Origin of the sequence: Halobacterium sp. NMX12-1 (genome assembly GCF_040435975.1) — an archaeon.
Taxonomy (GTDB): domain Archaea; phylum Halobacteriota; class Halobacteria; order Halobacteriales; family Halobacteriaceae; genus Halobacterium; species Halobacterium hubeiense.
This window is the reverse complement of sequence record NZ_CP159204.1, coordinates 1,114,994-1,135,186: the sequence shown is the minus strand read 5'-3', so window position 1 is coordinate 1,135,186 and position 20,193 is coordinate 1,114,994. Positions and strand designations below refer to the sequence as shown.

18 protein-coding genes are annotated in these 20,193 nt (G+C 69.0%); 9 read left to right on the top strand and 9 right to left on the bottom strand.

All coding sequences use genetic code 11. The annotated features are described in order from the left end of the window. Window positions 1-209 precede the first annotated feature (209 nt). Together ABSL23_RS07425 and ABSL23_RS07420 are read left to right on the top strand one after the other, a co-directional pair. The gene (locus ABSL23_RS07425; protein ID WP_353635226.1) at window positions 210-497 is read left to right on the top strand and encodes a DUF5789 family protein; all 288 of its coding nucleotides are present in this window, start codon (window positions 210-212) and stop codon (window positions 495-497) included. 58 nt (window positions 498-555) lie between these two features. Then, entirely contained in the window at window positions 556-2,313 is a 1,758-nt protein-coding gene (locus ABSL23_RS07420) for a methyl-accepting chemotaxis protein (RefSeq protein ID WP_353635225.1), read from the top strand. 15 nt (window positions 2,314-2,328) lie between these two features. Here ABSL23_RS07420 and ABSL23_RS07415 read toward each other — a convergent pair whose 3' ends face one another. The 3 genes from ABSL23_RS07415 to nreA all read right to left on the bottom strand — a co-directional run bounded on the left by ABSL23_RS07415 (window position 2,329) and on the right by nreA (window position 4,751). After that, window positions 2,329-3,153, bottom strand: coding sequence for a type II CAAX endopeptidase family protein (locus ABSL23_RS07415; protein WP_353635224.1), 825 nt, complete (start codon window positions 3,151-3,153; stop codon window positions 2,329-2,331). A 67-nt stretch (window positions 3,154-3,220) separates the two neighbouring features. Further along, a complete protein-coding gene (locus ABSL23_RS07410) occupies window positions 3,221-3,436 on the bottom strand; it encodes a hypothetical protein (protein ID WP_353635223.1) in 216 nt (71 codons plus the stop codon). A 49-nt stretch (window positions 3,437-3,485) separates the two neighbouring features. Continuing rightward, a complete protein-coding gene (gene nreA / locus ABSL23_RS07405) occupies window positions 3,486-4,751 on the bottom strand; it encodes a DNA repair protein NreA (protein ID WP_353635222.1) in 1,266 nt (421 codons plus the stop codon). A gap of 220 nt (window positions 4,752-4,971) precedes the next feature. Here nreA and ABSL23_RS07400 point away from each other — a divergent pair, with 220 nt between their 5' ends. Continuing rightward, window positions 4,972-5,109 (top strand): hypothetical protein, encoded by a 138-nt coding sequence (locus ABSL23_RS07400; RefSeq protein ID WP_157533974.1) that lies wholly within the window; start codon window positions 4,972-4,974, stop codon window positions 5,107-5,109. A 1-nt stretch (window position 5,110) separates the two neighbouring features. Here the strand turns inward: ABSL23_RS07400 and ABSL23_RS07395 are convergent, their stop codons facing one another. Continuing rightward, window positions 5,111-7,597: a DNA topoisomerase I gene (locus tag ABSL23_RS07395; RefSeq protein ID WP_353635221.1), complete on the bottom strand. Its 2,487-nt coding sequence runs from the start codon at window positions 7,595-7,597 to the stop codon at window positions 5,111-5,113. A 187-nt stretch (window positions 7,598-7,784) separates the two neighbouring features. Here ABSL23_RS07395 and ABSL23_RS07390 point away from each other — a divergent pair, with 187 nt between their 5' ends. Next, window positions 7,785-8,147, top strand: a complete 363-nt coding sequence (locus tag ABSL23_RS07390) for a hypothetical protein (RefSeq protein ID WP_353635220.1) — start codon at window positions 7,785-7,787, stop codon at window positions 8,145-8,147. On the opposite strand, the gene ABSL23_RS07385 is transcribed toward ABSL23_RS07390, so the two are convergent. Both ABSL23_RS07385 and gatB read right to left on the bottom strand, forming a co-directional pair. Further along, a complete protein-coding gene (locus ABSL23_RS07385) occupies window positions 8,148-8,552 on the bottom strand; it encodes a GNAT family N-acetyltransferase (protein WP_353635219.1) in 405 nt (134 codons plus the stop codon). It abuts the gene before it with no gap. A 55-nt stretch (window positions 8,553-8,607) separates the two neighbouring features. Further along, the gene (gene gatB, locus ABSL23_RS07380; protein ID WP_059055849.1) at window positions 8,608-10,083 is read right to left on the bottom strand and encodes an Asp-tRNA(Asn)/Glu-tRNA(Gln) amidotransferase subunit GatB; all 1,476 of its coding nucleotides are present in this window, start codon (window positions 10,081-10,083) and stop codon (window positions 8,608-8,610) included. A 132-nt stretch (window positions 10,084-10,215) separates the two neighbouring features. Between gatB and ABSL23_RS07375 the strand changes: the two genes are divergently transcribed. The 3 genes from ABSL23_RS07375 to ABSL23_RS07365 are packed head-to-tail and all read left to right on the top strand — an operon-like array spanning window position 10,216 to window position 15,067. Then, entirely contained in the window at window positions 10,216-10,506 is a 291-nt protein-coding gene (locus ABSL23_RS07375) for a hypothetical protein (RefSeq protein ID WP_353635218.1), read from the top strand. 18 nt (window positions 10,507-10,524) lie between these two features. Next, entirely contained in the window at window positions 10,525-14,097 is a 3,573-nt protein-coding gene (gene smc, locus ABSL23_RS07370) for a chromosome segregation protein SMC (protein ID WP_353635217.1), read from the top strand. After that, window positions 14,090-15,067: a ScpA family protein gene (locus ABSL23_RS07365; RefSeq protein ID WP_353635216.1), complete on the top strand. Its 978-nt coding sequence runs from the start codon at window positions 14,090-14,092 to the stop codon at window positions 15,065-15,067. Before smc ends, ABSL23_RS07365 begins: the two co-directional genes overlap by 8 nt. Here ABSL23_RS07365 and ABSL23_RS07360 read toward each other — a convergent pair. The 3 genes from ABSL23_RS07360 to ABSL23_RS07350 form a co-directional block, all read right to left on the bottom strand. Further along, the gene (locus ABSL23_RS07360; RefSeq protein ID WP_353635215.1) at window positions 15,064-15,771 is read right to left on the bottom strand and encodes a hypothetical protein; all 708 of its coding nucleotides are present in this window, start codon (window positions 15,769-15,771) and stop codon (window positions 15,064-15,066) included. The genes ABSL23_RS07365 and ABSL23_RS07360 overlap by 4 nt on opposite strands. Before the next feature lie 87 nt (window positions 15,772-15,858). Continuing rightward, window positions 15,859-16,713 (bottom strand): S-methyl-5'-thioadenosine phosphorylase, encoded by an 855-nt coding sequence (gene mtnP, locus ABSL23_RS07355; protein WP_353635214.1) that lies wholly within the window; start codon window positions 16,711-16,713, stop codon window positions 15,859-15,861. Window positions 16,714-17,034: 321 nt separating this feature from the next. Continuing rightward, window positions 17,035-17,736: a phosphoribosyltransferase gene (locus tag ABSL23_RS07350; RefSeq protein ID WP_353635213.1), complete on the bottom strand. Its 702-nt coding sequence runs from the start codon at window positions 17,734-17,736 to the stop codon at window positions 17,035-17,037. A gap of 129 nt (window positions 17,737-17,865) precedes the next feature. On the opposite strand from ABSL23_RS07350, the gene ABSL23_RS07345 reads away from it, so the two are divergent. After that, window positions 17,866-19,242 carry an alpha/beta fold hydrolase gene (locus ABSL23_RS07345; protein ID WP_353635212.1) on the top strand — a complete coding sequence of 459 codons (1,377 nt, stop codon included), beginning with the start codon at window positions 17,866-17,868 and terminating at the stop codon, window positions 19,240-19,242. 42 nt (window positions 19,243-19,284) lie between these two features. Beyond that, window positions 19,285-20,193: a PhzF family phenazine biosynthesis protein gene (locus ABSL23_RS07340; protein WP_353635211.1), complete on the top strand. Its 909-nt coding sequence runs from the start codon at window positions 19,285-19,287 to the stop codon at window positions 20,191-20,193.

The following is a 20,193-nucleotide window of genomic DNA, read 5'->3' as shown; positions in this document are numbered from 1 at the left end:
CAGTACGTCAGACGTTCGATGGCGCGCGCGAGCGGCGGTCGAGCGCGCTGCTCGCGGCTCCCTTCGGTCGCCGTTCGCCGTTCCGTGCTCTCCCTGCGGTCGAGCACGCTTCTCACGCATCGCTTCGCTCCCCGCTCGCCACAACGTGGCCTCGCTGCGCTCGGCCACGCTCCGAAAGGTTGAATCCGCGCCCCGGCGAATCGCCGGGTATGGCTGACGAGACCGACGAAGAGGAGGAAGAACCCGCCGTCGAACTCGGTGAGGGTGAACCCGTGGAGGGCGCACCGCTGGCGCGCGTGGCGTCCCGACTGACGTGGGCCCAGCAGAAGAGCGAGGTCGTCCGCAAGGAGGGCGATTCGGTCGTCCGGACGCCCGACGGCCCGCAGACGCTGGAATCCCTGCTCGAGGACGTCGACATCACGTACTTCGAGACGCGCCGCGAGTTCGAGGACTCGGTCCGCGAGGTCGTCGGCACCGGCCCCGTGCCGACCGAGTAGTACAGGGTTCTGGGAAACGCCGCCGGTCCCTTTTACGTGGTCGCGCGAACCGGCGTGCATGAGCCTCCGTTCGTCGTACGAGTCGCTTCTCTGGCGGTCGATAGCGCTGGCCGGCGCCGACGGGTCGGTCGAGCGGAAGATGCTGGCCGCGGTCGGCCTCCAGTTCCTCGGCGCGGTCGCGATGGCGGCGTTCGCGCTGTTCACCGCGGGCGCCCTGCAAATCGTCGGCGTCGGCGCGACGCTGGCGCTGTCGGTGGTCGCGTTCTTCAACACGTACCTCGTCGCCGAGCGTGACTTCGTCGAGCCGCTGGTCGAACTGGAGACGGCGGCCGACGACATCGCCGCCGGCGAGTTCCAGCGCGCGGACATCCCCGCGACCGACCGCGACGACGAGATTGCGGGGCTGGTGGCGTCGTTCCAGTGGATGCAGGCGAACCTCGCGACGGCGTCCCGGCAGGCCGACGCGCTCGCCCGACAGGACTTCGAGGACACGGCGCTGGACGCCGACGTCCCCGGCCGGTTCGGGGAGAGCATGGCGACGATGGCCGACAGCCTCCAGTCACACACCGAACAGCTGGAAGCCAAGCAGGCCGAACTGGAGCGCCAGTCCGAGCAGCTCGAACGGCTCGTGGACGCGCTGTCGGCGGCGACCGACGCGGCGCGCAACGGCGACCTCACGGCGCTCCTCGACCCCGACGACCTCGACGTGGCCGCCGAACACCGCGCGGTCGTCGAGGACTTCAACGACCTGTTGCGGACGCTGGGAGACACCATCGCGGACATCCAGTCGTTCTCCGAGGACGTCCTCGAAGTGTCCGCAGAGACGGAGTCGCGGGTCGAGGAGGTCGCCGAGCACAGCGCGGAGGTGAGCGCGAGCGTCGACGAAATTGCGGCGGGCGCGAACCAGCAGACCAATCGGCTGAACGACATCGCGGCGGAGATGGACACGGTGTCCGCGACCGTCGAGGAAATCGCGGCGAGCGCCGACGACGTCGCGGCGACCGCGCAGGCGGCCGCCGACCGCGGGGAGGACGGCCGGGCGGAGGTCGAGGACACCATCGAGGCGCTTCGGGGGCTCCGCGAGCAGAGTCAGGCCGTCGCGGACACCGTCGAGGAGCTCGCGGCGGAGGTCGACCGCATCGACGGCATCACGGAGCTCATCGACGACATCGCCGAGGAGACGAACATGCTCGCGCTGAACGCGTCCATCGAGGCCGCGCGCACCGGCGAGGACGGCGACGGGTTCGCGGTGGTCGCCGACGAGGTGAAGGGCCTCGCAGAGGAGACCCGCGAGCAGGCCGCGGACATCTCCGAGCTCGTCGAGACCGTCACGCAGCGCGCCGAGGACGCCTCCACCGCCATCGCGGAGGTGGACGCGGAGGTCGAGCGCAAGATAGACCGGGCGGAGGGCGTGCTCCGGGACTTCGACGCCATCGTGGACGAGGTCGCGAACGTCAACCACTCCGTCCAGGAGATTTCGGAGGCGACCGACGAGGGCGCCCAGTCGGTGACCGACGCCGTCGGGATGGTCGACGAAATCGCGAGCGTCAGCGAGGAGACCGCCGCCGAGGCGGACACGGTCGCGGCCAGCGCCAGCGAGCAGACCGAGGCGACTGACGAGGTCGCGGACCGCATGGACGACCTCGCGGGCCGCACGGAGGAACTCGCCGCGCTGCTGGACGAGTTCGACGTGCCGGAGAGCGCGGGCGGCGACCGCGCTGACGAAGCGGAGGTCGGCGCCGAGGACCGCGGCCGAGCGGGCGCGACGGCGACGGACGGCGGCCAGAACACGGCCTTCGACTGGGCGGACGAGTAGTCCGCTCGACGCGCGCTACAGGAGCGCGGCGAGCACGGCGAGGAGGCCGCTGGCGTTCTCGGTGCTGGTGGGGGCAGCCGCCTGAATGCCGAACAGCGTCGCGTTGTAGAGGCCGTGGCAGAGCGCGGGGACGGCGATGTTCCGGGTGCGCTCGTAGACGAACCCGAAGACGAGACTCGGCACCGAGAGGACGCTGATGGTGAGCGCGGCCGCCTGCAGGCTCCCGGACAGCGAGAGGATGTGGGCGGGCGCGAACATCGCGGTGGCGAGAACGATGGCGCCGGCCGCGGAGAAGTGGCGGCGCAGCGACCCCTGGATGATACCGCGGAACAGCAGCTCCTCGCCCGGGCCGATGAGCAGAATCGAGAGGGGAATCATCCAGACGAGCAGGCCGCTGTCGGCGGCGGCCTGCGCGCCCTCGTTGGTCGCGGGCTCGGTCGTGAACAGGGTCGTGACGAGGGCGAGCGCGGCGAGCACGAGGACGAACGCGGAGAGGTAGCCGCCGACCACGTAGCCGGCGTCCCGAAGCGACGGCACGGAGACGGGGACGAAGTCGAACGAGAGCCCCGAGAAGTGGACGTAGGCGTACGCGACCAGTCCGAAGCCGATGCCCTGCAGGCCGACGAGCCCGAGCACGAGGACCGCGGACGTCGTAGGTTCGAAGCCGAGCGCGACCCAGACGCCCATCAGGACCAGTGAGACGGCGAGGCCGACGACGAAGCCGAGGATTGCGACGCCGAACGCGACGAGGACGGCGCGAGGTTTCGAGCCGGACGAAGTCGCGTCGCCGTCGCCGGCGGACGGCGAGGAGGCGTCCGCGTCAGTGGAGAGCGAGTCCATGCACGGGCGTTCGTCGCGGGCGTCGAAAAACCCCGGGGTGTGGGTAGTTCGCGGCGCCCGTCGCCGGCTACTCGTCGTCGCGCTCCCGGAGTTCCTCGCGGAGCACCTCGACTTGGCCTTCGAGGTTGGCGACGCGGTCTTCGAGGTCACGCCGCGAGGAGCCGCCGACGGCGCGAACGACGCTGAGGACGACGTAGCCGACGGCGACGAGGATGACGACGTTCAGGAAGATGACTGCGAACTCCATGCCACCGGGGAGGCCGCCGAGGAATGCGGGGAGCATAGCGGCTCGTTCGTCCGCCAACCGCATAAACGAACTCCCGAACCGCGGGCTACGAGAACTCCGAGAGGTCGCTCTGAACGCCCGCGACCATGCTGGACTTGCGACGCAGCGCGGCCAGCGAGACGGGGAGGTGGTCGACGACCTCCCGGACGGCGCCGTGGAACGACTCGCTCTCGCCGGGCTCGCTGTCGAAGGCGTTGCGGACGCTCTCCCGCACCTGCCAGACGCCGACGGGCGCCCAGTAGTCATCGCTGACCTCGCGGAGCACTAGGGCCTTCGCCTGCCGGCCGATGCTGTCAAGGTGTTCGAGCACGCCGAGCCGCGAGGCGTAGTACGCGCCCGCCGTCTCGTCGACGTAGCCCGTGCGGCCCTCGTAGCCCTCGCTCGCCGACGCCATCCAGATGTCGCCCGCCGGGTCGGGGTTCCAGATGCTACCGGGGGCCTTCATCTCCACGAGCTCGTACTCCCACGAGCCGGGCGCCAGCACCACCCAGTAGCGGTTGCCCATGTACTCGTTGACGTGGACCGTCACGCGATTCACGCTGGGGTTGTCCCGAATCCGCCCGCGGAGGAACTGCCCGATGGTGTCGTCGACGGCCGTGATCGACCACCGCGTCGGGACGAGCCGGCGGTGGTCGGCCTGCCCGAGCGCGCCCACGGAGAGCACGCGGTTGATGTCGTAGACGTCGAAGCCGCGGCGGTAGAGGTACGTCATCGCGCCCTCCGCCGCCCAGTCGTCGTCCTCCAGGGTCTTCTCGACGTACCGCGGCACGTGGGGGTTTTCGGTGAGCGCCGCGGACTCGGCGCTGGCGTTCGGGCCCGACGGCGCGTTCGCCGCGGGGTTCGTGTACTCGGTGGCGTCGAAGTCCGGCGTGTCCGAGAGCCCGATTTCGACGTCGACGGGCCGGCCGGCCATCGCGACCTCGCGCTGCGTGCCGACGAAGCCGTCCCAGACGTCGTGGACGTTCACGTTCGCGGAGCGCCGCGAGTTCAGCAGGCCCGTCCGGTACTGGAGGACGTTGTCGATGTCCAGGCCCTGCTGGTACCACTCGCCGCTGGTCGCGTACTCCTCGGGGTCGGCGCCGCCGGCGACCGGCGAGAGGATGCCCGCGGAGACGTTCGGGTACGACGACCGCCCGACGAACACGGAGGGCGCGGTCGCGCCGACGAGCGTGTCCCCTTGCACGGCGGACTCGAACCCGGATTCGACGTCGTCGAGGTACTCCAGCACCTCGTAGGACTTCTCCTCGGCGAGCTGGCGCCGCTGGACGTCCTCGTCGGGCTGGAGTCCCTCGATGTAGTCGTCGAGACGCACGCCCGTTACTTGCGCGGGCGTCCACTTACCCGCTTCGCCGCGCGCACGCCACGTCCCGCGACCGAACAGAGTCGCAGTAATCAGATGTTTCGATAATAGACTAAATAGTACCTGTACAACCAACTAGGTAGAGGTAAATATCTGTATATCCACTTCTGTGTCTCGATTGCCGTCGTTCGCCAAAATCTATTTACGTATGCGGTGTGTGGTAACTTGTATCATGAGCGTCGTGGAGGAGCTTCGACAGCGCGTGGAGGACTCGCCAACCGAATTCGAGTGCGGGATCTGCGCGGCGCGCTACGAGCGCCAGCGGCTGAACTGTCCCGCCTGCGGGAGCGGCGAGTTCAGAGAAACCTGATTCAGTCTGCCTGCGCCTGCCACTCGCGGACGTTCTCCGCGCTCACGCCCGACACCGACTCCGCGAGTTCGTCGGCGTCCGCGCTCGCGAGGTCGCCGACGTCCTCGATGCCCGCGTCTTCGAGTTTCTCCGCCGTCGCGGGGCCGATGCCGTCCAGCGCCTCCACGCCCTGCTTGCGCTGGCGCTGCTGGTACTCCTCGTAGTTGCAGATGGGACACCCCAGTTCCCACGGCTCGTCGTCGTCGCCGTCGTGGACGACGAGCTCGGGGAGGTCGTGTTCGTCGCAGTAGGTGTCCGTGACTTCGATGTCGCCGCGGCGCGGGAGCGGCAGCGAGTAGTCGCAGTCCGGGTAGCGCGTGCAGCCGACGAGCCGGCTGCCGGTCTGGAGCTGCTTGATGGCGAGTTCGCCGCCCTCCTCGTCGCCGCACTCGGGACACGCGCCGATGACGCGGTCCTCGCTCTCCTCGGCTTCCTCGGCCGCACAGAGCGGACAGCCGTGGACGAACGTGTCCCGGCCGGCGAGCATCTTCACCTCGTGGAGCCCGTGCTCGTCGCAGGTCTCCTCTAAGACGAGCGGCTCGCCCGTCGAGGGCAGCGGGAGCGTGAACCGGCACTCGGGGTAGCCGTCACAGCCCACGAAGTACGAGCCCGTCCGCGAGCGCCGAACGAGTAGCGTGTCGCCGCACTCGGGGCACTCCCCGAGCGTCTTGTCCGCCTTCAGGGAGTCGCGGAGGTGGTCGCCGATTTCCTCGCGGGACTCGGTGAGCTCGTCGAACACGCGGTCCAGAATCTCGCGGGACTCGCGCGTGACCTCGTCGAGTGACTTCTCGCCCTCGGCGATGGCGGTCATGTCGCCCTCCAGCTCGCTGGTCATCTGCTCGCTGACCACGAGGTCGGCGTACTCCTCGGCGGCCTCCACGACCGCCTTCGCGAGCGTCGTCGGCCGCGGCGGGTCGCCCTCTATGTAGCCGCGGTCGTAGAGCTTTTCGATGGTGTTGTGGCGCGTGGACTTCGTCCCGATGCCCATGTCCTCCATCGTCTCGATGAGCCGGCTCTGCCCGTACCGCCGCGGCGGCTGCGTCTGCTTGGCCTCCATCCGCGGGTCGGTGAGGTCGAGGTGGTCGCCCTCGTCGACGTCCGGCACGTAGTTCTCGCTCGTGTTGAAGTACGGGTAGACCGCGTGGTAGCCCTCCTCGAGGAGGCGCTTGCCGTTTGCCTTCAGCGACTCGCCGTCGGCGTCCGCGACGACGCGCAGGTGTTCCCAGACGGCGGGCTCGGCGAGCGTCGCGAAAAAGCGCCGCACGACCAGCTCGTACACCTCCCACTCGTCCTCGGAGAGCTGGTTCCGGTCGGGGAAGTCCGGCGTCGGGTGAATCGGCGGGTGGTCGGTCGTCTCCTCGTCGCCCTCCGTCGGCGAGAGGTCGTCGGCTTCGAGCAGCATCTCGGCGTCGTCGCCGAAGACGGTCTGCTCGAACTCCCCGAGCAGTTCGCGCTCGTCCAAGTCCTCGGGGTAGACGGTGTTGTCCGTCCGCGGGTACGTGATGTAGCCCGCCGTGTAGAGGTCCTCGGCGATGCTCATCGCGCGGCCCGCGGAGTAGCCAAGGGAGCCCGCGGCGCGGATGAACTGCGTGGTGTTGAACGGCGCCGGCGGGTCGTCGCTGCGGGTGCGCCGCGAGACGGACTGCACGACCGCCTCGCCGGCCTCCCGGAGCACCGAGAACGCGCGCTCGGCGGCGTCCTCGTCCCAGACGCGCTCCTGTTCGGTGCCGTCCTCGCCCTCGTAGAAGTACTGGGCCTCGAACTCCGTCCCGTCTTTCGCGAGGTCGGCGAACAGCTCCCAGTAGTCGTTGGGCTCGAACGCCTCTATCTCGCGCTCCTTGTCCACGATGAGCTTCAGCGTCGGGGACTGCACGCGGCCCACGGAGATGAAGTCCTCGCCCATCTGCCGGGCGGACAGTGAGAGGAACCGCGTGAGCGCGGCGCCCCACACGAGGTCGATGATTTGGCGGGCCTCGCCCGCCGCCGCGAGGTCGAAGTCCACGTCGTCGGGGTCCGCGAACGCGGACTTGACCTCGTTGTCCGTAATCGAGGAGAAGCGCACCCGCTGGATTGGCGCCTCCTCGTTAACGTCGCGCACGAGCTCGTAGGCCTCCTTCCCGATGAGTTCGCCCTCGCGGTCGTAGTCGGTCGCGATGACGACGCTGTCGGCCTCGCGGGCGAGCCGCTGGAGCGCGTTCACGATGTCCTCCTGCGTGGGCTCCTTGACGACGTCGGCGTGCACGAGTTCGGCGGGCTCGACGTCCCGCCAGTCGCTGTACTCGGGCGGGAAGTCCATGCCGACGACGTGGCCGGAGAGCCCGATGCAGCGGCGGCCGCCCCACTCGTAGACGTTCACGCCAGCGGTCGTGTCGGTGGTTGCCCCTCCCTCCGAGAGGATGTCGGCGATGCGTCGCGCGGCGTTGTTCTTCTCTGTGACGATGAGTTCCACGGTGTACCTCCACCCGCCGGGGTGGTCTTGGAGACGGATACGCCGCAACCGCGGGTAAAGATTTCGGGACCGAGAACCGCAAGCAAGCGGCGGGACAAGGCGCGCTCGTGCCTGCCCGCGAGTGCGGGTGCTCGCGCGGCGTGCGAGCACGCGCAACGACTAACCGCGACGCCACACGAGTGGGGGTATGGTCCAACGCCGCGTGAACCGCTGGGTCGGTGTGTTCCTGCTTGTCGTCGGCGTCGGCGGCCTCGCTCTGACGTTCCTGCCGTCCCTGCTGCTCGGCGTCCAGATGACGTTGCTCGCCGTCGCCGGCGCGCTGTTCGTCGCCGCCGGCGTCACCGACCGCGTGCGCTGGTCGCTGCTCGCTGGCGTCGGGAACGTCGCGCTCGGCCTCTCGCTGGTCGTCTCCGGGACGGAGACGCTCGGCGACCAGTCGGGAACCGGCGACCTCGCGTACGCCGCGCTCGTCGCGGTGGGCGGCCTCACGCTCGCGGTAATCGGTGTCGGCTACGTCGTCGAGCACGACGCCTTCGACACCGAGCCGTAGCTACGTGCGGTAGAACATCCCCTTCGACGCGGGTCGCGTCTCCTCGAAGCCCCACTGCTCGTAGAAGCCGTCCACGTCCGCCATCAGGTTCACGTACGCGCTCTCCGGGGCATTCTCCTCGACGTAGCGCATTATCGCGTCCATCAGCCGGGAGCCCAGTCCCTGCCGCTGGTGGTCGGGGTGGACGGCCATGTCGCAGATGTGGTAGACGGAACCGCCGTCCCCGACGATGCGGGCCATGCCGACGGTCTCGCCGGAGGACTGCTCGACTATCGTCACGCCGTACACGGAGTTCGGGAGACCGCGCTCGACGCCCTCGCGGGAGCGCTCGGCCATCCCGGCGGCCGCGCGGAGTTCCCGGAAGCGCTCGGGCGTCGGGAGTTCCTCGCGGAGTTCGTAGCTCATACCGGGAGTGACGGAAGCGAGAGGAAAGCCGTGTCGGTGCCGACAGCGCGCGTCGCTACTCCAACTGCTCGCGCAGCAGTTCGTTCACCTGCCCGGGGTCGGCGCTCCCGCCGGTCTTCCCCATCACCTGCCCGACGAGGAAGTTCAGCGCGCCGCCCTCGCCGGCGTGGTAGTCTTCGACGGCGTCGGGGTTCTCCTCGATGGCCTCCGCGACCGCGGCCTCGACCTCGCCGCCCGTGGTCTTCCCGAGGTCCTCGGCCTCGACGATTTCGTCGGGCTCGCGGCCCTCGTCGAGCATCTCCCGGAGCACGACCTCCTCGGCGTTCTTCGCCGTGATCTCGTCCTCGGCGACGAGCTCCACGAGGCGCGCGAACTCGTCGATGCGGTCGGTGATGTCCCCGACCTCCAGCCCGCGGTAGTTGAGTTCGCCGAGCACGTTGTCCGCCACCCACGTCGCCGCCAAGCCGGGGTCGTACTCCTCCGCGAGCTCCTCGAAGAGGTCCGCGACGGCCTTCCGGGACGTGAGCTTGGAGGCGGTCTCGGCGCCGAGGTCGTACTCCTCGCGGAACCGCTCGCGGCGCGCGTCCGGCAGTTCCGGAATCGGAATCTCCTCCTTCCAGTCCGAGACCTCCAGCGGCGGGATGTCCGCCTCCCGGAAGTAGCGGTAGTCCTTCTCCTCCTCCTTCGAGCGCATCGACACCGTGATGCCCCGGGACTCGTCCCAGTGGCGGGTCTCCTGTTCGACCTCGCGGCCGCGCTGAATCTGGTTGCGCTGGCGCGTAATCTCGTAGGAGAGCGCCTTCTCGGCGGCGCGGTGGCTGGAGATGTTCTTCACCTCGGTGCGGTTCGCGGCTTCGAGTGCCTCGTCGCTGATGCCGCCCTCCAGTTCGGCGGCCTCGACCATCGAGATGTTGGCGTCCACGCGCAGGCTGCCGTCCCGCTCCGCGTCGAAGATGCCCAGATACTCGAGGACGTCGGTGAGCTTCGCGAGGAACGCGCGCGTCTCGTCGGCGCTCCGGAAGTCCGGCTCCGTGACGATTTCCATCAGCGGCGTGCCCGCGCGGTTGTAGTCCACGAGCGTGTAGTCGGCGGTGTCGATGCTGCCGCCGACGTGCTGGAGGCTCCCCGGGTCCTCCTCGAGGTGCGCGCGCTCGATGCCGATTTCGCGGCGCTCGTCCTCGACGGCCACCGCGAGCTCGCCGTCCTGGCAGATGGGGGCGTCGTACTGCGTAATCTGGAACCCCTTCGGCAGGTCGGGGTAGAAGTAGTTCTTCCGGTGGAAGCGGGTGCGCTCGGGGATGTCCGCGTCGATGGCCTTCCCGAGTTTCACGGCGGCCTCGACGGCGCCCTCGTTCAGCACGGGGAGCGCGCCCGGCAGCCCGAGACACACCGGACACGTGTGCGTGTTCGGCTCCGCGTCGCCGGTGTCGGTCGAACACCCACAGAAGATCTTGGTGTCCGTTTCCAGTTGCACGTGGACCTCCAGCCCGATGACCGCGGCGAGGTCCTCCGTGGCGGCCTGCGTACTCATTGCGCCACGATTCGAGGGGCGGCCGCTTAGGACTAACGAAGGGGCCACGGGGGCGGGCCCGCGGTACTGACTCGAAGATGTCTGACGCGCGTCCGACCTATACTTATCCGTCTCGCGCTCCGTCCAGAACGTATGACTGACGACACCGACATCGAGGAACTCGAACAGCGCGTCGAAGAACTGGAGGCGACGGTCCGCGGTCTCACCGAGGAACTCGTGGACGCCAGCGAGCGCATCCGCACGCTGGAAGCCGAACTCGACCGCACGCCGAGCACGGAGGAGCTCCGCGAATCCCGCGAGGGCGGCGTCATCGAGCCCGGCGACGACGACGCCGACACCGAGGCAGACGAAGCGACTAAACCTGTGGACGGCGAGGCAGAGGACAACGAGGAGTCGGGCCTCGACGACATCATCGTCGCGTAGGCCGCTCCCCTCCCCAGCATGTACATCGACGAAATCGTCCTCCAGAACTTCAAGAGCTTCGCCGGGACGACGCGCATCCCGTTCTACGAGGACTTCACGACGATCAGCGGGCCGAACGGCTCCGGGAAGTCGAACATCATCGACGCGGTGCTGTTCGCGCTCGGGCTCGCGCGCACCTCGGGGATGCGTGCGGAGAAGCTCACGGACCTCATCTACAACCCCAGCCACGAGGGCGACGACGAGGCCGCCGGCCCGAAGGAGGCCAGCGTCGAGGTCGTGTTGAACAACGAGGACGGCACGCTCTCGCGCTCGCAGGTGGAGGCCGCCGCGGGCTCGGAGAAGGTCGGCGACGTGGACACCATCACCGTCAAGCGCCGCGTGAAGCGCACGGACGACAACTACTACTCGTACTACTACCTGAACGAGCGCTCGGTGAACCTCTCGGACATCCGCGACCTGCTCGCGCAGGCGGGCGTCGCGCCCGAGGGGTACAACGTCGTGATGCAGGGCGACGTCACCGGCATCATCAACATGACGCCGGGCGAGCGCCGCGAAATCGTGGACGAAATCGCGGGCGTCGCGGAGTTCGACGCGAAGAAGGGGGACGCCTACGCGGAGCTGGAGGTCGTCGAGGAGCGCATCAACGAGGCGGACCTGCGCATCGACGAGAAGCGCGAGCGCCTCGAACAGCTCGAGGACGAGCGCGAGACCGCCCTCGAATACCAGGGCCTCCGCGACGAGAAACAGGAGTACGAGAGCTACGCGAAGGCCGCCGAACTGGAGGAGAAGCGCGACGACCTCGACGCCACGCGCGCGGACATCAGCGAACGCGAGGCCGAACTCGAGGAACTCCAGGAGGAACTGGACGAGCGCCGCGGCGCCGTCCTCCGCCTCGAAGAGGATCTCGAAGACCTGAACGCCGAAATCGAGCGGAAGGGCGAGGACGAGCAACTGGAGATCAAGCGCGAGATGGAGGAGGTGAAAGGCGACATCTCGCGGCTCGAAGACAAGGTGGAGGCCGCGGAGGAGCGCATCGAGGACGCGGAGAACGAGCGCCGGCAGGCGTTCGTGGAGATCGACCGCAAGCAGGAGCAGATAGACGACCTGGAGGGCGACATCAAGGACCTGAAAGTCGAGAAGGCCTCCGTGAAGGCGGACATCCAGAGCCGGGAGGCCGACCTCGCGGACGTCGAAGCGGAAATCGAGTCCGTGGACACGGAGTTCGACGAGCTGAAGGCCGAACTCGCGGAAAAGAAAGAACAGCTGGAGGACGCCAAGAGCGAGCGCAACGACCTCCAGCGCGAGCAGGACCGCCTGCTTGACGAGGCCAAGCGCCGCTCGGAGGCCGTCGACGAGGCGAAGTCCGACCTCGAGGACGCCCGCGAGCGCCTCCCGGAACTGGACGCGGTGCTGGACGACCTCGAAGACGAGCTCGCGAAGGCAAAGCGCAACCGCGAGCAAATCGTGGAGGTCGTCGAGGACCTCAAGCAGGAGAAGCGCGAGCGCCAGGACGACCTCGAGGACGTCGAGGACGACCTCTCCGCCGCGCAGGAGGAGTACGCGCGACTGGAAGCGCAGGCCGACCAGTCCGGGGACTCCTCGTACGGGAAGGCCGTCACGACGATTCTGAACAGCGACGTGGAGGGCGTCCACGGGACGGTCGGCCAGCTCGGCGGCGTCAGCGAGCAGTACGCGACCGCGTGCGAGACGGCTGCTGGGGGCCGGCTGGCGAACGTCGTGGTGGACGACGACGGCGTCGGCCAGCGCTGCATCGAGTACCTCAAGCAGCGCAACGCCGGCCGCGCGACGATGCTCCCCATCACGAAGATGCGCCACCGCTCGCTCCCGAGCACGCCCGACATGCCGGGCGTGGTGGACTTCGCGTACAACCTCGTTGACTTCGACGAGCAGTACGCGCCCATCTTCTCGTACGTGCTCGGGGACACGCTCGTCGTGGAGAACATGGAGACCGCCCGCGACCTGATGGGCGACTACCGGCTCGTCACGCTCTCCGGGGAGCTCGTGGAGAAGTCCGGCGCGATGACCGGCGGGTCGCGGTCGGGTTCGCGGTACTCGTTCTCGAAGTCCGGCAAAGGCCAGCTGGAACGGGTCGCCGAGCGCATCCAGCGCCTCGAAGACGAGCGCGCCGAAATCCGGGAGGACGTCCGCGAGATCGACGACCGGCTGGAGGACGCCCGCGACCGCCGGCAGGACGCCAGCGAGCAGGTGCAGTCCCTCCAGAACGACGTCGCGGACGCCGAGAGCGAGCGCGAGGACGTCGAGGACGAGATCGACGACCTCGAAGCGAGAATCGAGGAGCTGCAGGGCGAGCGCGAGGACGTCGACGAGGAGATGCAGGACATCAAGTCCCAGATTTCCGCCAAGCAGGACGAAATCGCGGCCCTCAAAGACGACATCGACGAACTCGAAGCGGAGCTCGCGGACTCGAAGATTCCCGAGCTCACCGCAGAGAAGGAGGATATCGAGGCCGACATCGCGGACCTCGAAGCGCGCGTGGACGACCTCGACGGCGAGCTGAACAGCCTCCAGTTGGAGAAGGAGTACGCGGAGGACGCCGTCGAGGACCTCCACGACGACATCGAGGCGGCGCAGAACGAGAAGGCCGAACAGGAGGAACGCATCGGCGACCTCCGCGAGCAAATCGAGGCCAAAGAGGAGACACTCGCCGAGAAGGAGGAGGCCGTCGCCGAACTGGAGGAGGAGCTCGCGGACCTCAAGAGCGAGCGCGAGGACCTCAAAGAGGACCTCAAGGAGGCGAAGGCGGCCCGCGACGAGCAGGCGAGCGAAGTCGAGAGAGTCCAGAACCGCCTGGAGAGCCTGCGGAAAGCCGAGTCGCGGCTCGCCGAGGAAATCGAAGCCCTCGAAGACGCCGTCGGCGACTACGACCCCGACGAGATTCCGGACCTCGACGAGGTCGAGGAGAACGTCGCGCGCCTCGAACGGCAGATGGAGGCCCTGGAGCCGGTGAACATGAAGGCCATCGAGGAGTACGACGACGTCGAAGCCGACCTCGATGACTTGGAGGACAAGCGGGAGACGCTCGTCGAGGAACGGGACGGCATCCAGGAGCGCATCGACCAGTACGACGAGCAGAAGAAGTCGACGTTCATGGACGCCTTCGACGCCATCAACGACCAGTTCCAGCGCATCTTCTCCCGGCTCTCGGCGGGCACGGGCGAACTGGAACTGGAGAACCCCGAGGACCCCTTCGAGGGCGGGCTGACGATGAAGGCCCAGCCCGCGGACAAGCCCGTCCAGCGGCTGGACGCGATGAGCGGCGGGGAGAAGTCGCTGACCGCGCTGGCGTTCATCTTCGGCATCCAGCGGCACAACCCCGCGCCGTTCTACGCGCTCGACGAGGTGGACGCGTTCCTCGACGCCGTCAACGCCGACCGCGTCGGCGAACTCGTCGACGAGCTCGCCGGGGACGCGCAGTTCGTCGTCGTCAGCCACCGCTCGGCGATGCTCGACCGCTCCGAGCGCGCCATCGGCGTCACGATGCAGGAGGACAACCGCAGCATCGTCACGGGCATCGACCTCTCCGCGCCGGGGGCGACCGCGGATGACTGACGAATCCGACGACGTCCCGCTTGACATCACGGGCCACGAGGACCGGAAAGCGGAACGCGAGGGCGAGAGCGCGCCCGACGGCGGGCTGACGACCGCGGACGCGCCCGGAGACGACACCGACGGCACGCCCGACAGCGCCGCGGAGCTCATCGCGGAGTCGCCGGCCGACCCCGAGGCGAACCCCGACGACGAGGTCGAGCCCGTCGAGTTGCTCGTGCAGCTCGCGAAGGACGGCGAAATCGAGCCGTGGGACATCGACATCGTCGCGGTGACGGACAAGTTCCTGGAAGCGCTCGACGAGGCGGACCTGCGGACGTCGGGGCGAGCGCTGTTCTACGCGAGCGTCCTCCTGCGGATGAAAAGCGACGCGATGCTGGACGACGGCGACGACGAGCCCGAAGAGGAGGAGGAAGTCGAGCGCCCGCCGTGGGAGGCGCCGCCGGCCGACGCTAACGAAGACGGCCGCCCGGCCTACGATCCCGTGGACGCGCTCGAATCCGAGATGGACCGCCGGCTGGAGCGCAAGCACGCCCGCGGCAACCCGGAGACGCTGGACGAACTCGTCCGCGACCTCCGGGAGGCCGAGCGCGGGTCGTGGTGGAAGGAGTCCAGAGAGTACGACACCAGCGACTCCCCGAAGGGGTTCCGGCGCGGCGTCCAAGAGCTGGACTACCACTCCGGGGACGAGTTCCGGATGGACGACGAGCCGACCGCCGAGGAGGCGCTCGGGAACGCCCACGAGGAGGACATCGAGGCGACCATCGAGGACGTCCGCGCGGTGCTGGACGAGCAGTACGGCGGCGGCCGCACGGAAGTCCTCTACGAGGAGGTCGCGGACGCCGGCGAGTCCCGGGTGCAGACATTCCTCGCGCTACTCTTCTTGGCGCACCGCGGCGCCGTCACGCTCGAACAGGACGACCTGTTCGGCGACCTCTGGGTCTGCGAGAACGCGGCGACGGACGCGGCCTAGAACGCGAACCAGTCGGTGACGTGCCCGGAATCGTGGAGTCGCCAGCGCTGCCGGACGGTGCCGTCGTCGCCGGTCTCCACCGAGAGCGTCGCGTCGAACAGCGGTTCGACCGTCGCGAGGAACGCGTCGTCGGCGCTCGCGGCGACGTGGAAGTGGCCCATGCCGTCGGCGTCGCGGACGGAGCTCGTGAGCAGGTGGAGGAAGCGGAACAGCCGCTCCTCGGTGACGTCGCCGGCGCGCACGGCGTCGAAGAAGGGATCGAGGCCGTCGACGCAGAGCCGGAGTTCGCTGGGGTTGTCGGCGGGCGCGGCGACGCGGTCGAGGGCGTCGGTGACGGCCGCGGTGAGCGCCGCGAAGTCGGTGGGGTCGTCGACGCGGTCGTACCACTCGCCCAGCGGCGTCGGCAAGTCGTCGGACGCGGACGCTGCGGCGGCCGCGGAGCGCGCGCGCGCGGCGGGCGTGGCGTCCACGACGGCGAGCGTCGAGGCGTCGGTGCGGCGCGGGCTGTGGCGGTCTAGCACTTCGGAGACCCCGGACGCGGTTTCGAGGAAGACGTGGCGGCGGTCGAGTTCGGGGGCGCCGAGCAGCCGCTGGCAGGCGGCGTCGCGGCCGGCCGCGTCGCTGACGACGAGGACGTTGCAGCCGTCCCGCTTCAGCGCGGCGAGCTCGGTCGAGAACGCTTCCGCGTCGGCGTGCCCCCCCATAGTACGACCTAACGAACGGGAGAATAGTATTTACATTTTGGGTCCGCGGTCGCGAATCTTACCGCGTTACCCCGTCGTCCGCCGGCTTCAGAGGTAGTCGCCGACGAGCGCGTCGACGCGGTCGCGGGTCTCCTCGGGGATGGCTTCGGTGGGCGTGTTCACGGTGCCTTCGAGGGCGTGCCCGCAGTCGCAGTCGCGCTCCTCGGGCAGCGTCTCGATGGCGTGCTCGACGGTACGCTTGATGGCCTCCTCGTTGGCCGCGGCGTTCTCCAGCACCTCTTCGAGCGTGACCTCGCTGTCGGCCTTCCAGACGTCGTAGTCGGTGACGCCCGCGACCGTGGCGTAACACATCTCGGCTTCCCGCGCGAGCTTCGCCTCCGGGATGGCGGTCATGCCGACGAGGTCCCAGCCCTGGGACTTGTAGAACTCCGACTCCGCGCGCGTCGAGTACTGCGGGCCCTCGATGCAGACGTACGTGCCGCCCTCCTGGGTCTCCGCGTCGGTGGCTTCCTCGGCGGACTCGTGGAGGTGTTCGACCATGTGCGGGCAGTACGGGTCCGCGAACGGCTCGTGGACGACGATGCCGTCCCCGAAGAACGTCGAGTCGCGGTGCTTCGTGCGGTCGAAAGTCTGGTCGGGGACGACCAGCGTCTGCGGCGGCAGCTCCTCCTTGAGACTGCCGACGGCGTTCGACGCGAGGATGCGCTCGACGCCGAGCTGCTTGAGCGCGTAGATGTTCGCCTTGTACGGGAGGTTCGTCGGCGAGCGCTGGTGGTCGGGGCCGTGGCGCGGCAGGAACGCGACCTCCGTGCCCGTGTCGCCGAACTCGCCGACGGTGACGGGCGCGCTCGGGTCGCCGTACGGGGACGTCACGTCCTCCTCGCGGACGTCGTTCAGGGGGAGCGCTTCGTAGATGCCGGAGCCGCCGATGAAGCCGATCATGTCCCGGAGGTGTGCCGGCAGCGCCGTAAAGGACTCGGGTCGGAGTTGCTCCCAACTCCGTCAGGTGGACGGTTCAGCCGACTCGACGACCGATAGCCCTGGCGGTCGCCGAGAGAGCGAAGCTCGCTCAAGACCTCGGAAATCTCCGATTTACGGCGGACTGAAAGGGCGAGGGCCGCTCGCGCTTGCCTGGTCGTCTCGCTGGCCACTATCCGCGACCACCGGGAGCGGATATGCCAGCGAGCGACCGCGAGCGGGCCGAGGGCTTTCGGGTGGAATCGTCGCGCCTCGAATAGAGCGCAGCAAGCCAGCGAGAACAGGCTAGGCGTCGACGCGGAGCTTCCACTCCTCGGGACTGGCCTTCACGAGCACGTCCCGGCGCACCATCTCCTCCAGCACTTCGTCGAGGCGGTCGGGCTGGGCGATTTCCATCTCGATGCGCTCGACGTCGTGGTACGCCGAGAGGAGGTTCTGGATGCCCTCGCGCGTGTAGGGGCCGTCGCCGTCCTTCTCCATGACGCCGGAGATGAGGTCTATCATGTCCTCGATGAAGTTCCACGGGTAGACGACCCACGCCCACTCGTCGAGGTACTCGCCGACGTAGTCGGGGTCGTACTCGCTGGTGCCCAGCAGTTGGAGGGTCGCGGTGCGAATCTCGTTGGCGTCCCGGTCTGCGACGTACTCGTGGGCGCGCTCGATGGAGCCGCCGGTGTCGGCGATGTCGTCGATGATGAGGACGTCCTTGTCCTCGACGGAGCCCTCCGGCATCGGGTACCGGACCTCGGGCTCGTCGGCCTTCTCGGCGGTGCCGACGTAGTGTTCCATCTTGAGGCTAGTGAGGTCGTCGAGGCCGAGGAAGTCACAGAGACACCGGCCCGCGAACCAGCCGCCGCGGGCGAGCGCGACCACGACGTCGGGCTCGAACTCGGAGGTTTTGACGTCGTCGCTGACGTCGCGGCAGAGACCGTAGATGTACTCCCAGTTGGTGATAGTGCACTTGAACTCGTCCGGGAGGTCGCTCATTACGTGTGGGCTCTCGGGCACCTCGCTACTTAACGGTTTACAGGTGCGCTCGGCCGGCTGAACGTGTCAGCAGTGCGGTCACACGCCGCGCGGGAAACTTTCAAGCTGCGCGTGGCTGAACGGGTGAACGTGACAACGCCCTCCAACGACGCGCCGTCGAACCCGCGCCGCCGTCGAGTCCTACAGTCCGCGGCCGCCGTCGCGCTCGCGGGCCTCGCCGGCTGTTCGGGCGGCGACGACGGTACGACGACCGCGCCGACGCAGACGACGGCCGAATCGACCACGACCGCGCAGACGACCGTCAGCGAGGCCAGCCAGCGCGAGACAGCGACCGAACTCGTGCAGCGGCTGGCCGCCGGCAAGTACGAGGCGGCGTTCGGGATGCTCTCCGAGACCGTCCGCAGTCAGTATTCGGCCGCTCGACTGGAACGCGACTGGACGCAGACGACGGCCGACTACGGCCGCTTCGAGGGTGTCTCGGGGACGACCCGGGAGCCGACGGGCGGCTACGAGGTGGTCGTGGTTCAGGCGCAGTTCGAGGCGGGCGTACTCGGCGTGCAGGTGGCCTTCGAGGGCGCGTCCATTGAGGGACTGCAGTTCGTGCCGCTCGGGGACGCGTACTCGCCGCCCGCGTACGCCGACGAGTCCGCCTTCGAGGAGCGCGAACTGTCGCTGTCCTCGCCGGCCTGCGACCTCGGCGCGACGCTGACCGTGCCGTCGGACGGCGCCGACACCGGCGTCGTGCTCGTCCACGGCTCCGGGCCGAACGACCGCGACGAGACCATCGGCCCGAACAAGCCCTTCAAGGACCTCGCGTGGGGGCTGGCGACCGAGGGCGTCGCCGTCCTCCGGTACGACAAGCGCACGTACGCCTGCGACGTGTCCGCGGGCGACCTCGGGTTCGACGCGCTCGTCGCCGACGACGCGCTGACCGCGCTCGACCGCCTGCGCGTCGAGACCGACGTGACCAGCGCGGCGGTCGTCGGGCACAGCCTCGGCGGGTACGCCGCGCCCGAAATCGCCGAGCGGGACGGCGACGCGGCGGCGTCCCTGCTGGCCGCGCCGTCGCGCCCGCTGTACGAGCTCGTCCCCGACCAACTGCAGTACCTCTCGGAACTCGACGGCACCGTGACCGAGGCCGAGCGGGCGCGCATCGAGGACGCGGAAGCGACCGCCGAGCGGCTCGCGAACGGGAACTACGAGGGCGGCGGCTTCGCGTGGAGCGCGGCGTTCTGGCGCGCGGTCGCGGAGTACGACCCGGTGGCGACCGCGACGGAACTGGACCGCGAGGTGTACGCGCTGCAGGGCGGCCGCGACTACCAAGTGAGCGCGACCGAGGACTTCCCCGCGTGGCGGGACGCGCTCGGCGAGGAACACGCTCGGCTGTACGACGACCTGAACCACCTGTTCGTGGCGGGCGAGGGCGACCCGAACCCGAGCGAATACTTCCAGCCGGGGAACGTCGCCGAGGCGGTCGTGACGGACCTCGCGGGCTGGCTCGGGTAGGGAAGGAAAACACGCAACACGCGGGAGCGAGAAGCCGCGCCCATGACAGCGACGCGAGCGCTCCTCGTGGACGCGTTCACCGACGAGCCGTGCGCGGGGAACGCGGCCGGCGTGGTGCCGAACGCCGACGACCTGACGGACGGACAGATGCAGGCCATCGCCGCCGAGCTCGGCGCGAGCGAGACGGCGTTCGTCCGCGAGAGCGGCGACGCAGACCGCCGGATTCGGTACTTCACGCCGACGACGGAAGTGGACCTCTGCGGGCACGCGACCATCGCGAGCCACGCGCACCTGTTCGCGGACGGCGCCATCGAGGCGGGCGCGCACACGCTGGAGACGAACGTCGGCGTACTCGATATCGAAGTCGAGGACGACGGCACGGTGTGGATGACCCAGAACCGCCCCGAGATTCGGGAGGTAGACGTGAGCTACGAGCGCGTCGGGGCTGCGACGGGACTGGACGAGGAGGCGCTCCGAGGGGCGAGCGACGACCTGCCGCTGGCGGTGGCCTCCACGGGGCTGCCGTTCCTCGTCGCGCCCGTGACCTACCTCTCGGACTTGGGCGACGCGAACCCGGACTTCGACGCGGTCGAGGCGCTGGCCGACGAGGTGGACGCCGCCGGCGTGTACGCGTTCTCGTTCGACGCGCTGGACAGGGACTCGACGCTCCACGGCCGAGCGTGGGTTCCGGGCGCGGGCGTCAACGAGGACCCCGTGACGGGGACGGCCAGCGGCGCGACGGGCGCGTACCTCGAACACTACGCGGCGTTCGGCGGCGACGTCGCCGAGGAGATGACCTTCGAGCAGGGGCACTTCGTGGACCGCCCGGGCCGCGTCCGGGTACGCGTGCAGGACGGCGGCGCGCCGAAAGTCGGCGGCACGGCCGTCGAGACGCTGGACGGCACGCTCGAAGTCCCACCCGTCGAGGAGGACGAGATTCTGGAAGCGTAG